This is a genomic window from bacterium (assembly GCA_030247525.1).
Classification (GTDB): Bacteria; Electryoneota; JAOADG01; order JAOADG01; family JAOADG01; genus JAOTSC01.
Genome location: JAOTSC010000004.1, coordinates 1 through 14,276 on the forward strand (window position 1 = coordinate 1; position 14,276 = coordinate 14,276).

The 14,276-nt window shown below is 50.4% G+C and carries 12 protein-coding genes and 1 tRNA gene; all 13 read right to left on the reverse strand.

Annotated elements, in window-relative coordinates:
* The coding region (locus OEM52_00845; GenBank protein MDK9698684.1) for a hypothetical protein at window positions 1-497 on the reverse strand (497 nt) is incomplete at its 3' end.
* A gap of 59 nt (window positions 498-556) precedes the next feature.
* Window positions 557-3,484: a DEAD/DEAH box helicase gene (locus OEM52_00850; protein MDK9698685.1), complete on the reverse strand. Its 2,928-nt coding sequence runs from the start codon at window positions 3,482-3,484 to the stop codon at window positions 557-559.
* A complete protein-coding gene (locus OEM52_00855; GenBank protein MDK9698686.1) occupies window positions 3,477-3,788 on the reverse strand; it encodes a hypothetical protein in 312 nt (103 codons plus the stop codon). The genes OEM52_00850 and OEM52_00855 overlap by 8 nt, the downstream gene beginning before the upstream one ends.
* Window positions 3,785-4,780, reverse strand: a complete 996-nt coding sequence (locus OEM52_00860; GenBank protein ID MDK9698687.1) for an NAD(P)-dependent oxidoreductase — start codon at window positions 4,778-4,780, stop codon at window positions 3,785-3,787. Before OEM52_00860 ends, OEM52_00855 begins: the two co-directional genes overlap by 4 nt.
* Window positions 4,777-5,907 (reverse strand): N-acetyltransferase, encoded by a 1,131-nt coding sequence (locus tag OEM52_00865; GenBank protein ID MDK9698688.1) that lies wholly within the window; start codon window positions 5,905-5,907, stop codon window positions 4,777-4,779. Before OEM52_00865 ends, OEM52_00860 begins: the two co-directional genes overlap by 4 nt.
* A gap of 59 nt (window positions 5,908-5,966) precedes the next feature.
* Window positions 5,967-7,148, reverse strand: coding sequence for a pyridoxal phosphate-dependent aminotransferase family protein (locus OEM52_00870; GenBank protein ID MDK9698689.1), 1,182 nt, complete (start codon window positions 7,146-7,148; stop codon window positions 5,967-5,969).
* A 6-nt stretch (window positions 7,149-7,154) separates the two neighbouring features.
* Window positions 7,155-7,511: a hypothetical protein gene (locus OEM52_00875; protein ID MDK9698690.1), complete on the reverse strand. Its 357-nt coding sequence runs from the start codon at window positions 7,509-7,511 to the stop codon at window positions 7,155-7,157.
* A 15-nt stretch (window positions 7,512-7,526) separates the two neighbouring features.
* Window positions 7,527-9,221, reverse strand: coding sequence for a proline--tRNA ligase (locus tag OEM52_00880; protein MDK9698691.1), 1,695 nt, complete (start codon window positions 9,219-9,221; stop codon window positions 7,527-7,529).
* A 24-nt stretch (window positions 9,222-9,245) separates the two neighbouring features.
* A tRNA-Arg gene (locus OEM52_00885) sits at window positions 9,246-9,322 on the reverse strand.
* Window positions 9,323-9,365: 43 nt separating this feature from the next.
* Window positions 9,366-10,508, reverse strand: a complete 1,143-nt coding sequence (locus OEM52_00890; GenBank protein MDK9698692.1) for a T9SS type A sorting domain-containing protein — start codon at window positions 10,506-10,508, stop codon at window positions 9,366-9,368.
* 2 nt (window positions 10,509-10,510) lie between these two features.
* Window positions 10,511-12,739: a phosphoribosylformylglycinamidine synthase subunit PurL gene (gene purL / locus OEM52_00895; protein ID MDK9698693.1), complete on the reverse strand. Its 2,229-nt coding sequence runs from the start codon at window positions 12,737-12,739 to the stop codon at window positions 10,511-10,513.
* 171 nt (window positions 12,740-12,910) lie between these two features.
* Entirely contained in the window at window positions 12,911-13,687 is a 777-nt protein-coding gene (locus OEM52_00900) for an MBL fold metallo-hydrolase (GenBank protein ID MDK9698694.1), read from the reverse strand.
* A gap of 1 nt (window position 13,688) precedes the next feature.
* Window positions 13,689-14,267, reverse strand: coding sequence for an orotate phosphoribosyltransferase (gene pyrE, locus OEM52_00905; GenBank protein MDK9698695.1), 579 nt, complete (start codon window positions 14,265-14,267; stop codon window positions 13,689-13,691).
* Window positions 14,268-14,276: the final 9 nt, after the last annotated feature.

The window sequence follows — 14,276 nt, forward strand, 5'->3', positions numbered from 1 at the left end:
CCGGTAGTATCGCCGGGTATGGAAACGGTACCATTTAACTTAGTCGAGTGATTGCGAATCGAATCAAGTGATAAATCAAAGTATTGTGAGTAAACATTCGGCTGCCAGAATTCGAGCGGAATCGGCGTTGTTACATTATCAGCAAGCAATCCGTACTCCTCGCGAATCGGATGCAGCGTAAGCCAGACTTGTTCAACCCGGGCGGAATCGTACAGTGCGGTATCGAGGACAAGTGAATCGAAGTTGTCGAACCGCATGGCGGTACTCGCTTCCATCCCGCGATAGTATCCGAAATGGAGATTGCCATTGGTCATGATACTGCCGCTGTTCCGGTAGCTGCTGTCGTTGGTTGCGACCAAAATTGTATCGTAAAATCTGCCATCCAACGGCGGTGTGATTTGATTTTGCCCGATATTACTGGAAAAGTCGGCACATGATGCCAACATGCCCGCTATTGCCAGCAACGCCGCCAATACAAGAATTTTGTTCCGTTTCATTGATTCCTATGAACTAAGGGTTCGTTATTGAATGTACAACGCAAGCGTAGCACGGGCAATTATCGCGAGCCGAGAATTTTGTCAAGATTCCAGTCGAGGGCGATTTTCAAACGCATGCCCCGCCGATCTTCCGTTAACAGATAACCGCGTTCCAACCCGAACTTAAAGAGATCGCGGGTAAGCTGCACATCATGGGTACAATACTCTTCGATTAAATTCCATTTCCCTTCTTTTACCCATTGAAGACTCTGTAACCCGTCGGCACTTTTGTCATTGTTGAGTGTCGCTTTCGCCAATGCCGACAGGGGAAGCCGTTTGCCGCCATAACGCTGCTGTACTTCCACCAGCATATCGAAACTGCGCCATTCTTTGAAATCTCGTAAAACGTAGCCGCGCAATACTTCGTAATCGAATCGCAGCGTATTGTAACCGATCACCAATTCCGCCGAATCGAGATGTGCGATCAGTTGCTGCACATCCTTTTCGCGATAGGTGGTGTACTGCTGAGTCCGCTCATCGAACACAACGGCAAGGGCGATCCCCATCAGGTTAATTTTTCCCCAACCACCCACATCGTCGGCGCTGCGAAGCGTTTCGATGTCGAAGTATACGGTGCCGGTCTCTTCTAATTTCCGCGGCAATAATTGTTGAGTTTTCACGATTTCCGGTTTCGCTTTGGAATGACGGGCAACAATCGTCGAAGATTGTACGGATTGCTCATGTTTTCCGTTCCGCATGAATTCGAGTAGCGCGATACACCCTTTTTTGTCGAGGGGGCGGTTCCCGCTGCCGCACTTTGGCGACTGGATACAACTGGGGCAACCGTCGATCTCTTGACAGGGACACTCGTTGACCAGTTGATGTGATCGCCGTAACCACTCTTCCCACTGCCGGTAACCGGTCTCAACCAGTCCGGCTCCGCCGGTAAAACCATCATACAGAAATATCGTTGGGCACCGGGTCTGCTCGTGAATATCGAGGGTGATCCCCCCAACGTCGTTCCGGTCGCATAATGCGATGAGCGGCAACATCGCGAGCAAGGCATGTTCGGTGGCGTGGCGCGCGCCGGGAAAATGATACCCGTTTTCCGTCCACCGCTCGATAATAGATGCCGGCATTTCAATCCAAGCCCCGGTTGTTTCGAATACCGTCTCCGGTAAATCAAGTGGAAACACATTTTCCAACCGTCGCGTATCCTTTTGACGTCGTTCGTAGGCAACAACTTGCTCATGCACTTTCAATCTGCCGAAACAGATCCGATACTCACCAAAGGTCCGCGATTCCAGTTCTTCCAGAATCTCGGTTTCCTTTTCTGTACGCGGCATTGTGTAGTAGGGCGGCGGCGGCGACGGTTCGGTTACAAGTATATTGCTGGTCGATGGATCAAGCGCGGTTACGACGAATACCCGTCCGTTATGCAGATACACCGCATTCGGATGGCATTCGCGAAATACGGTATTCCCGGAAACTTCTCCGATTTTCTTGCCGGTAACTTGATCCTGAATAATGTAAGGCGAACCAGCCGAGCGGATATCGACTTTGCGTTGCGGTTGTTGATCCGGCGAGAACCACTGACCGCCATCGGCAGCCTCGATCAAGTTCCCCGCTGCGATACTCGCGTCCATCCGATCCCGCACTTTGGGATTTTGGAGCCACGGCTCTTCCAACCGGAGCGGTATCTCTTGCGCGGCGCATTGGAGATGAGCGTCGAGGACATTCGCATTGTTGCTATTGATGTTCGCCGATTCAAATGGACGGGAAAACAGTTCTTCGGGATGCCGAAGCAAATATTGGTCGAGGGCATTCGGAGAAGCGACCAACGCAACCATTGCCTCAGAGTCACCCCTCCCCACTCTACCCCACCGTTGCCAAGTCTGTGCGATCAGACCGGGAAATCCGCTAAGGATACAGACATCCAAGCCACCAATATCGATACCCAATTCGAGCGCAGAAGTGGAAATCACCCCTAATAAATCGCCGGTTGCCAACCTGCTTTCGATCTCGCGGCGTTCCTCCGGCAAGTAGCCGGCACGGTACGCGGAGATTTTATTGGCAATAGATGGAGCGGATTCGGCAATCGCTTGATACATCCGCTCGGTTTCCTGACGCGACCGGGTGAATACCAATGTCCGCAATCCGTTAGTCACAGATAATGTGAACAACCGTGCCGTTTCCGTGAAAGCGCTGGTTTCTTCGGGATTAAACAACATGACATTGCGGGCGGGACGCGGCGCGCCGGACTCTTCAATAGCGACGGTATCGCCGCCGAACAACATTTCGCCTAATTGTTGCGCGTTGGCAATGGTCGCGCTGGTCGCGAGGAATTGCGGTTTCGCGCCATACCGTTCGCAAACTCGACGCAAGCGGCGGAACACCAACGCCATGTGGGTGCCGAATAAACCGCGATAGGTGTGAAGTTCATCGACTACAATCAGCGATAGCGATGCGATAAAATCTTTCCACAAAGCGTGATAGGGAAGAATCCCCAGATGCAGCATATCCGGCGTTGTAAACAAGGCGTGAGGCGGCGTTTTACGAATCAGTTTCCGCTGTGGATCAGGGGTGTCGCCATCGTAGATCAAAGCTCTGGGCGGATTTCCCAATGGCATCAGCTTGGTAAACTGCTCCCATTTTCGCAGTTGATCATTCTCTAACGCTTTCAACGGGTACATGAAAATCGCTCGACCGTTTTTCGTCAGCGCAGATTCGATTACCGGAATGAAGTAGCTGAGAGTTTTTCCCGAGGCGGTGGGCGTCGCGATGACAACGCTCTTCCCTTCGCGGATTCTTCGTAATGCTTCGACTTGATGGGAATAGAGCCGGAAGATACCTTGCGATTGCAGCGCGGTTAAAACGGGCGGCAGTAACAACGGATCGTCTTCGAATCGTACCGGCGAACCGGGGAGCCGCTCGTGCATCGCGAGGATTTTACCGAGCGAAGGGTGGCTCTTTATCTGGGAAATTAACATTTGCAGCCGCTCAGACATATTGGCTCAACGGCACGGTAACAGTACCGGGGAAGGGGCGGGGTCGTAAATGGACGTGGGCATGTTCGGGAATCTTCCGCTGTTCCCAATCCAATACGCCGTGAATGCCGAACAACTCGATCAACATCTTCGCTAAGGTGTTTTTCTCATGATCGTTGAACGAAGGGCGATGCGCTTTCAATACAACCATCGGCGTTTGACAAATAATACAATCAACGACAATGAATTGCTCATTCTCGTAATGCAGCGTCGATTTTAATTCACGCAGTGAGTGCAGCCGGCAAAGATCGCAGGATTCGTTCATAACCACTTTTCCATTCGATACCAATCAATCGTTTCCTGCAACGCAATTTTCAGGGACGTGCGGTTCGTCAATCCAGTAAGATGGCGAAACGCGGTATCGTCGCATCGCCAATCGCTGTAAGATAACTCCAAAATTTTGTCGCGATTCAGTAACGCCGGTTTTCCGGTAAAGTTCGTTGCAAATTCACTGAAATTCGCGACCAATTTCGCAAAGGTTTCCGGCATTGTGACGACGCGATACTTAACTTGCAGCGCTTCGGCAGCGGCAGCCCGGAATTCTTCCCAATCGGTGTCGCCCGACTTCACAAAATTGATTTGGTTGCGGCAAGCGTCGGAATCCATCACTGATAGAATCGCTTCGATAAAGTCGGTCACATAGATCCAACTAAATTGTCGCTTTACATTGCCAATTCGGGTTGACCAGCCACGGGACAATACCCGAAAGAACACGAAAATGTCTTTTTCCCGGGGTCCAAACACCGCTGGCGGTCGTAATACTGTCCACCAGAGTGAATTACCCGCAGCAAGTACTACTTCTTCCTGCGCCCGTTTCGATTTGCCATACCAGCTTATCGGTTGCGCCGGATCGTCGTCAGTAAGTGGTACGCTTCGTCGGGCAGGACCAGCCGCCGCTTGCGATGAGCACAGTAATAGTTTTGGTGGAACCGATCTGGTTTGGATAGCAGTAAGGAGATTTTCTGTACTCTTACGATTGATCGCCGGGAGCTGCGATTGATTGGTTGCACGCAACGCCGCTGCCAAATGAATCACCCAATCGCATCCGTCGATGGCGCTTGAAATCGAATCAATCCTATCGTAATTGCAGGAAATGTATACTTTTTGTGGGGACTGCGAAGTCGTTTGCGTTGCAACTCCGGACGAACTGGCAACTTTATCGCGGGTAAGAATTCGTACGGAATCACCGCGTGCGAGCAATGCTTCGACAAAGTGGGAGCCGATAAATCCGGTGCCGCCTGTCACGGCAATTTTCACCGCAAATCCTTGGTGTAAATCCGATACCGTTTATACAATTTCGCATTGAGATTCTCGAGGATTTGATTCATCATCGTATTGTCTTCGAGAATCCATGAGAGTTCGGCAGCTTGGTAACCCAATCGATTTGCGGCTTCAATCGCCGCATGATAGAGCAGCACATCAATACCGCGGCTGCGATACTCCGGCAGTATTCCCATCACCAACATTCGTAACTGAGTGATGGTCTTGGCGACTTTGATATGCCACAGCAGTTTCAACCAACCGAATGGCATCAGTTTTCCATCGCGGATATATCTCATCGCTTGGTAGTAGTCGGGAAGCGTTAATGAGAAACCAACGGGTTTATCGTCGATAAAGGCGAAAATGCAAAGGTCGGGTACGACAATTGGTTTCAATGCTTTCGCGAGATGGTTCATCTCAGCATCGGTCATTGGGAAGAAACCCCAGTTTTTTTCCCATGCCATATTATAAATCGTCTTAACTAACGCGACATCTTCTTCAAATCGATCCATGTTAAGCGAGCGGATAACCGCCTTTGTACGCCGTTGAATTAGCTCAGCGCCGCGGCGGTATCGTTCGGAAACGTTGGCTTGCACAAACCACCAGGCGTACAAATCTTTTGCCTTCGTGTGACCGGCATTTTCCACCAACTTGAGATAGTATTCCGGATTCCATGTCATCATGATAACGGGCGGTTGATCAAAGGCATCGATCAGCATGCCACACTCGTCATTGGTGGAGGGATTCATCGGGCCGAGAATCTTGTCGCGTCCCCGCTGTAACACCCATTGTTCTGCCGCGTGAAACAGCGCGTTTGCAACTTCCTGATTGTCAGTACACTCGAAGTAACCCCAATGTCCGACATTCTCATCGTGACATTCGTTATGAGCATGGTTATCGATTGCGGCAATTCGTCCGACCAGTTCGCCGTCTTTCTTGGCGAGAAAGAGTTGGCGCTCCGCCCGTTGCCAAAAAGGATTCGCAGTGCGGTCAAGTACTTTTAGTACATCCGATTGCAACTGATTGGCGAACTGAGGATACTTCGCATTTAAGCGAAACCCCAGTTCGACAAACGCCCGATCCTCGACCGGGCGTTCTACAGGAATGATTTCGATAGTACTCATTCTAAGTTTTCCAATCACTTACTAATATCGATACACTACTTCCCAAAACGAAATCTCAATCACAATACTCGCAACTCGCGCGCCACCTTCACAATCGCATCGACAGCACGGTCGATTTGATCAAATGTATGCGTCGCCATTAGCGATAATCGAATGAGTGCTTCTCCCGGATCGACCGCGGGCGACACTACAGGATTTACGAAAACACCTTCCTCTTGTAAGCGGTGGCAAAAAGTAAATGAGGTCATATCGTCACCGACCACGACTGGCACTATCGGCGTTTCACTCGTAAGTGTATTGAAATTGTAAGTATGGAGAGCGGAATGCAAATGATGCGTGTTTGCCCACAACTTTTCGCGGCGCTCCGGTTCACGTTGCATAATTTCGAGCGCTTTCATCACCGCGCCGACATTTGCTGGCGACGGAGAAGCGGTGAAAATCAAACAACGGCTATGATGTTTTAGATAGTGGATTATCTCTTCGCTGCCGCCGACAAATCCACCGACTGACGCCAACGATTTAGAAAATGTTCCACCGGTCAATGTTACTTTATCCTGTACTCCAAAATGCGCTGCCGTACCTTCGCCATGAGGACCGATAATTCCAATCGCGTGAGCGTCGTCTACCATAACATCGGCGTTGAACTCATCCGCTAACTTACAGATTTCGTCCAACTTGGCGATATCGCCTTCCATCGAGAAAATTCCATCGACCACGATGAACTTTATTTTGTCGATAGGCAGCGCTTCGAGTACTTCGCGCAACGAAGCCATATCGTTATGAGCAAATTTGCGTTTCGCGGCATAGGTTAACCGGGTACCGTCGACGATACTGGCATGATCTTGTGAATCGACGATGACATAATCACCGCGCGTCACCAATGTATCGATAACCCCTAAGTTGACATGATGTCCAGTGGTAAAGACTAGTACTTTTTCAACGCCCATGAACTCGGCAAGCATGTCCTCGAGTTCAAGATGGATGCGCAAAGTGCCATTCAAAAAGCGTGAGCCGGCGCAACCGGTACCAAACCGGTCAATCGCATCCTTAGCGGCTTGTTTCACTTCGGGATGATTCGTTAATCCGAGGTAGTTGTTGGAACCCATCATCAAAACGGATTTTCCGTCGATGATAACTTCGGTATCCTGATCACTATCGATGGAACGGAAATAGGGATAAATACCCGCCGCCATCACTTCCCGGGCGCGTGTAAACTCTTTCGCCCGATCGATAATCTTCAAACTTTGTTACCCCCTAAGTCCACCAAACCAATCGGATAGAATGGGAATGTGGAAAGAGCGTCCGGAAAATGCGTTAATCATACCGAACAAAGCGAGCCCCGCACAAATCACGAGCAGTGCATCCCAAACCAAATTCCAGCGGAATAACAGCGCAGCGATCTCGATGATAAACAAAAGGAAACCTTGCCGCGCATGATGGTAGATAAACCGGTTCTCCGGTCCTTGAAGTAGTCCAATGAAACAGAGTCCCGGCAAATAGCTAAGTAACGCCAATCCTTTTCCGGACTCGATCTCTTCTTCGTCCCAGAGTTCGGCACGAGAGGTTCGGTATCGACTCGAACTATCTTTGCCAAGCTCTGACATATTTGCAGTACTCCGTTAAACCGATTGTAACAACTCTAACAAAGCAGCCCGGGTAGTCATCGAACGTTCGCCAGTACGGCGATCTTTTACTTCAAACAAACCTTCGGCAACTGATTTATCGCCAACGACGATGGTGTAAGGGAATCCGAGCAAATCGGCATCCTTGAATTTCACTCCGGCGCGCGCATCGCGGTCGTCGAGTAACAACTCCATCCCAATTGCTTTGCAATCGTCATGCAGCTTCTCGGCAACTTCCCAGAGTTCTTTCTTGGCAACATTTACCGGAACAATCGTTGCCTTCAGAGGGGTCAACGACCGTGGCCATACGATACCGTTCTCGTCGTGATCCTGCTCAATCGCACCGACCAAGATACGCCCGACGCCAATGCCATAGGAACCCATGATGATGTCTTTTTCCTTACCGTGCTCATCAAGATAGGTTGCACCCATCGCGTGGGAATACTTAGTACCCAATTTGAAGATATGTCCCAACTCAATTGCAGAAACGACAGTTAATGGGCCGCCGCCGTCAGGTGAGCCCTCGCCCTCTTTTACGGCGCGTAAATCGACAAAAGAGGTTGGTTTAAAGTCACGACCAGTATCAAGCCCACCGAGATGATAGCCGTTTTTATTCGCACCGGATATCAGATTGCGTCCGTTTAACAACCGGTGATCCGCATAGATTGGGAGTTGCACTCCCTGCGGTCCTAAGAATCCGACATCGGCACCGTTAAAGTGTTCGGGTATTGCGTTAGGAGGTGCTTGGAAGATTTGTTCCCCGACCGCCGCCATTAACTTCGCTTCGACCAATTCATCGTCACCGCGTAACAGCGCGACCACCAGTTTATCCGATCCTGTGATGTAAACCAACGTCTTCACCATCCGATAGGCAGGAACACCAAGCAAGGCAGTTACTTCATCAATGGTACGTTGCTCGGGTGTTACCAATTCATAAGGTGTCGAAACAGATTCTTCATCGGTGATGGGATGAGGAATCGAAGTGGCAATCTCGACATTCGCGGCATAGCCAGTCGCTTCGCATCGGGCTATCCTATCTTCTCCGGCATCGGATTCAATCATAAATTCTTCGCTGCCGGTACCGCCCATCAAGCCGGAAGATGCGCCGACGATGAAGTAATTCAAACCGCACCGTTCAAAAATTCGCTGGTAAGCTACGCGGTGCTTGCTATACGAAAGGTCTAACCCGTCCTGATCGATATCGAGCGAGTAGGCATCCTTCATCAGGAATTGTCGGACACGCAGTAAACCGGAACGGGGACGTGGTTCGTCGCGATACTTGGTTTGAATCTGATACCAGATTTGCGGCATATCACGCCAAGAGCGAACTTCGCTGCGTGCGAGGTGGCAAATGATTTCTTCATGGGTTGGCGCTAATGCGTATTCGCGACCCTTGCGGTCTTTTACCCGCATCATATCGTCGCCGAAAGCTGCATTGCGTCCGGTTTCATCCCAGATTTCAATCGGATTCAACGAGGGGAGAAAAAACTCTTGTGCACCGATGCCATCCATCTCCTCGCGGACGATGTTTATGGCTTTCTGAAGGGCTTTGAGACCGAGTGGCAAAAAGGAATAAACTCCGGCGACCAGTTGCCGGACAAGACCCGCGCGCACCATGAGTTGATGCGAGACAACTTGGGCATCCGCAGGAGATTCTTTTAGGGTTGGAACAAAATATCGCGACCGCAACATGGGTAAAACCTTTCCGGTGGCGAATGGTGCGCCCGGCGGGATTTGAACCCACAACCTTTGGCTCCGGAGGCCAACGCTCTATCCAATTGAGCTACGGGCGCGCTCGCCAATGATAAACCGCACAATATAACATCTTTTTCGCAATTACGGTAAACGGAGCAAAACCGACGATTTCGTCATCCCATTCACGGTCGCACGAACAAAGTATACTCCTGCGGAAGCCTTAGCATTCCAATGCAATTGGAGCATCGTTCCCGCTTCAATGTTACCACGATAAAGCGAAGCGACTTCCCTACCTAACACATCGGTAATCGACACAACAGCCGTACCTGCCACATCGGACGTAACCTGAATTGAAGTCGCAGGATTGAAGGGATTCGGATACGCTTTGATGACGAGATCGCTTGGCATCGGTGCATTTTCCAGTGGTTGTGATACGCTGGAATTCCAGCGCCGACCGTTCAATTGCAACTGTGTAGCGCGGGTGAAGTTCGGTGTTGTAATCCCGGTATCGCTTATTGCTGTAACCACTGGGCCGTGATTTTCCGCAATCCAAGTCACTTGGGTTTGCGCAGGAATCGTTATCGTTTGCAAAGGAATGAAAATGCTAAAGATTACGGTACCAATTTGGATGTTTCCGCTGGAAACTGAAACCTGCCGCAGGGTTTGGGCGGAATCGTTGGGATAAAGACACATCCCATAAGCATCGACAACGTGCTGATACCGGACATTCAATTTCGCTTTCAAATCGACACCACCGGTATCGGGTAAATCGATGGTCGCTTTTAATGAGTCCCACCACGTCGCATTATAATTCAATGGAATTTGCGCCATCCGAATGGAATTCGATGGTTTCACCGCTTGAGTTGGAATCAACGTATCGGCGCTGATGCCAAAACCGAGCATCTCAAATGCGTTTGTCGAGAAACGAAAATAGGTATAGAAGCCGCTTGTATCGACCAGACCACCAGTTAAACCGGCACCACGCTCGGCAAGCTGCGCATACCGGGGATTAGAGGTACTGCCCCAGTTAAATGTCGATGGCCAAGGAGTAGAATCTGGAGAAATTGTAACATTCACCTGCGGTACTGCGCCTTCGGGAATCTGCGAAAAATCCCAACGTTGCGGGCCGCCAGTCGTTCCCAAATTGACTTCTTCGTTAAAGCCCGTGAGAAAAGTCGTGGTGGCTCCAACGCTTTGCGGAAACTCGCTGCGATCAATCGAAATCTGCGCGAATGCTGTTGAGGCAATTATTGCTAATGATACAATAATGAGGGTCTGTTTCATGGTTACTCTGCCTCTCCCATTACATCGAAGAGTCTGGTTTCGTACTTCGTTTTTAGTTCGGAAACCGGGCAATCCATCCAATCGTCGAATCGAATGCGATCTCCTCCGGTTTGACCTAAGACAAGGGCAGGGAGTTTTATACTCTGCGTGGCTGCAAGTAACTCGTCGACGTATTCCGGTTCGACACATACAACGACTCGTGACGCCGATTCGCCAAACCAATGCAACCGGTTCGTATGAGCTGGCAGGTTAGCGGTTACGCCGATGTTTCCAGTAACTGCCATTTCAGCCAGACAGAGCGCTAAGCCGCCTTCGGAACAGTCATGAGCCGCCAAAAACCAACCGTCCGCAATCCCTTCCTGTAAGAGTTCAAGTATAGTGTTGTGTCGGTTGAAATCCAAGGTTGGCAGGGGTCCGGCGGTTTTTCCTGATGTGAGCTTCAGCAAGGTACTGCCGCCTAATTCCAAATCGCCCCGATCACCTAAGAGAACCAAAGTCGTTCCCGGAATCGCACCACAGCCAACATTTTTCGTGACATCGTCAAGAATTCCTAACATGCCGATGGTGGGTGTTGGCAATACTGCGCAATCGATGGATTCATTGTAAAAGCTGACATTACCGCCCGATACGGGAGTACCGAGTTCCCGGCAGGCTTGTCCCATTCCAGCGACTGCTTCGCGGAAGAAGTAATACGCTTCCGGTTTATACGGATTCCCAAAATTCAAGCAATTAGTAATGGCAACCGGTGCAGCGCCGGTACAAGCCACATTCAATGCGCTCTCGGCAACAGCGTGAGCGGCACCCCAAAATGGGTTTAGTCCTACCCAATGGGCGTTACAATCGGTCTTGGTCGCAAAGCCTTTTCCCGTACCGGGAATCCAAACAACTGCGGCGTCGGCTTCGCCGGGACCGCGAACCGTGGCTCCCATCACAGTGTGATCATATTGCCGGAATACCCAACGTTTCGAGACTAACGAAACATCTTGCCAAAGTAAGTCAAAGCACTCGGAGTTCGAGGGATATTCAACCGACAATGGATCGAATGCTTGCCGCTCTTTCAAGTCTGCGGGTTCGCGGCTTTCACGAGTGTACCGCGGAGCGCCGCCACCGAGTACAAGTACATCAGCAGGAATCTGAGCAACCACTCTTCCCTGATGTTTGATAATAAGATTACCGGTATCAGTAACAACACCTATCGGTACCGCTGTGACGCTCCACTTGGCACAAACCGCCTCGACTTCTGCCGCGTTCTCCGGTGTACACACCGCCAGCATCCGCTCTTGCGATTCCGATAACATGATTTCGTAGGAAGTGAGTCCTGGTTCTCGTTGCGGCACTTTGTCTAAATCGATATCCATACCGATGAATGGATGACGAGCGGACATTTCGGAAGTTGAGCAAGACAGCCCTGCTGCGCCCATATCCTGTATACCGACTAATAAACCTTTTACTCCCAGTTCAAGCGTTGCTTCCAACAAGAGTTTTTCGGTAAAGGGATCGCCAACCTGTACGTTGGGTCGTTTTGCCGTAGAGTCTTCGGATAGTTCATCAGAGGCGAAGGTTGCGCCATGAATGCCATCTCGTCCGGTTTTGTTTCCAATGTAGTACACCAGATTTCCCGGTCCCGAAGCCGCCGCTGAGAGAATATGTTTGGTATCGACGACTCCAACCGTCATCGCATTGATCAGGGGATTTGTTTGATAGCTGGGATCGAAGGCGACTTCGCCGGCAACAGTGGGGATCCCCATACAATTGCCATAATCGCCGATGCCGCGAACAACACCGTCGACTAAATAGCGGGTATGCTCATCAGTCGGATCGCCGAAGCGGAGGGAATTGAGATTGGCAATCGGACGAGCGCCCATCGTAAAAATGTCGCGGAGAATACCGCCAACACCGGTCGCTGCGCCTTGATGCGGTTCGACAGCGGATGGGTGGTTATGCGATTCGATTTTGAAGGCAATCGCCAATCCATCGCCAATATCTACTAATCCGGCATTTTCCTCACCGGCTTCCACGAGCAACCGCCCACCGCTACGAGGGAGTTTTTTCAATTCCAAGATCGAATTCTTGTACGAACAGTGTTCGGACCACATCACGGAAAAAATGCCCAACTCAGTCCAAGTCGGTGTTCGTCCGAGAATATCACAAATCCGGTCGTATTCGATCTCGAGTAAGCCATGCTCCCGAGCGATCGGCAACGTTACGGTGGGTTCGGTTTTCGTCGACATAGCCTTCATCACTGTTTGTTTGACTGCTACATAGTAGTAAAAAAGGGAAAGGAATGAAAACGCTGCTTGGGGTTCGGAATTCGGGGTTCGGAATTCGAAAAATTGAATCAGTTGGATTTAGTTGTTTTTACGAACTCAGTCACTAAAATTCCGGGTTCCGATGTGCTAACATCAGGAATTATCGGAAGTCCAGATATTCGAGGCGGTTCGTTGACTGGTTAACTCAATCGAAGGAATTTTCTTCCCGGCAGTCTCTACGATCTGTTGAACGGTATCGATGGAAAGATGAGGATCGTTGTTCTTTTCGGAACGGTGCGCTAAAAACACTTTCTGCAACGATTCGTGATGAATTTCAGTCAAAAATTGACCGGAATCCTGATTCGAGAGGTGACCCAACCGCGAAGCAATCCGTTGCTTCAAGTCCCACGGGTAGGGGCCGTTTTGCAACATCTGGGGGTCGTAGTTCGCTTCAAACACGAGGGCATTCACACCGGTTAACTGGTCGCGTACAAGGTTCGTTACTGAGCCGATATCGGTCACAACGGCGGCGGATTCGTGGGAGTTCACTAATCGGAATCCCATTGGGTCAGCGGCGTCATGGTTAATCGAAAAGGAATGGATTTGCACAGCGCCGATGGCAAACGGTTCGCGTTTCAATTCAAACCATTTGCCATAGGGCATCGGAAACTGCAGTGCTTTTTTCGTTGCAAGATTAGTAAACAACCGCAAGCCATACTTTTCCATCAAACGGGGAATTCCAGTCACATGGTCGTGGTGCTCATGAGTCAGGAGGATTCCTTCCACATCTTCGATACGCTCGCCGACTGCCCGGAGACCATCGACGATCCTGCGTGCAGAAATTCCGGCGTCAACTAACAGCCGTACGCCGCCGATTTCAATGAAGGTGCAGTTACCGCTGGAACCGCTGGCTAATACACAGATTTTCATACTATTGAAGATTACGAGAACCGGGCTTAATCGCTTGGGTGTTGACTAAATGTTGTGGCAAATTGTCGGCTTTCCACGCTTGAATGTTTAACGTACAAACCGCATAGGTATCGACCGGGAAGTTCACTTTTCCGCCGCTACGGTCACAAATCAAACCAAGTCCGACCACATTACCGGGCAGGGCATTCAGCGTTTCGAGTACTTCGGCTATCGAGCCGCCGGTAGTCACAATGTCTTCAACGGCAAGAATCCGGTCGCTCTCCGAAAACTCGAAGCCACGGCGGAAGGAAAACTTACCATCGACCCGTTCCGGAAACGCCATGCGGACATTCAATGCCCGGGCGACTTCGTAAGCAAGGATAATCCCACCCATTGCCGGGCCGACCACTACCGTTGGTTTGGCGTCGTGGAAACGTTCAGCCATCGATGCAGCAAATTGTGAACAATACTCCGGACGTTCCAGTAACCGGAACTTTTCGACATAACGGTCACTATGTAAACCGCTGGTTAGTATGAAATGTCCCGTTAGCAATGCTCCCGATTTTTCAAGGAGGGCAACGGCTTCGTCTTGTGTTAGCATGTTATACAC

Bases quoted from the DNA above. Each gene is read 5' to 3' on its own strand.
- OEM52_00880 (MDK9698691.1), bottom strand. From the start codon at position 9,221: ATGTTGCGGTCGCGATATTTTGTTCCAACCCTAAAAGAATCTCCTGCG.
- OEM52_00890 (MDK9698692.1), bottom strand. From the start codon at position 10,508: ATGAAACAGACCCTCATTATTGTATCATTAGCAATAATTGCCTCAACA.
- pyrE (MDK9698695.1), bottom strand. From the start codon at position 14,267: ATGCTAACACAAGACGAAGCCGTTGCCCTCCTTGAAAAATCGGGAGCA.
- purL (MDK9698693.1), bottom strand. From the start codon at position 12,739: ATGTCGACGAAAACCGAACCCACCGTAACGTTGCCGATCGCTCGGGAG.
- OEM52_00850 (MDK9698685.1), bottom strand. From the start codon at position 3,484: ATGTCTGAGCGGCTGCAAATGTTAATTTCCCAGATAAAGAGCCACCCT.
- OEM52_00900 (MDK9698694.1), bottom strand. From the start codon at position 13,687: ATGAAAATCTGTGTATTAGCCAGCGGTTCCAGCGGTAACTGCACCTTC.
- OEM52_00865 (MDK9698688.1), bottom strand. From the start codon at position 5,907: ATGAGTACTATCGAAATCATTCCTGTAGAACGCCCGGTCGAGGATCGG.
- OEM52_00875 (MDK9698690.1), bottom strand. From the start codon at position 7,511: ATGTCAGAGCTTGGCAAAGATAGTTCGAGTCGATACCGAACCTCTCGT.
- OEM52_00855 (MDK9698686.1), bottom strand. From the start codon at position 3,788: ATGAACGAATCCTGCGATCTTTGCCGGCTGCACTCACTGCGTGAATTA.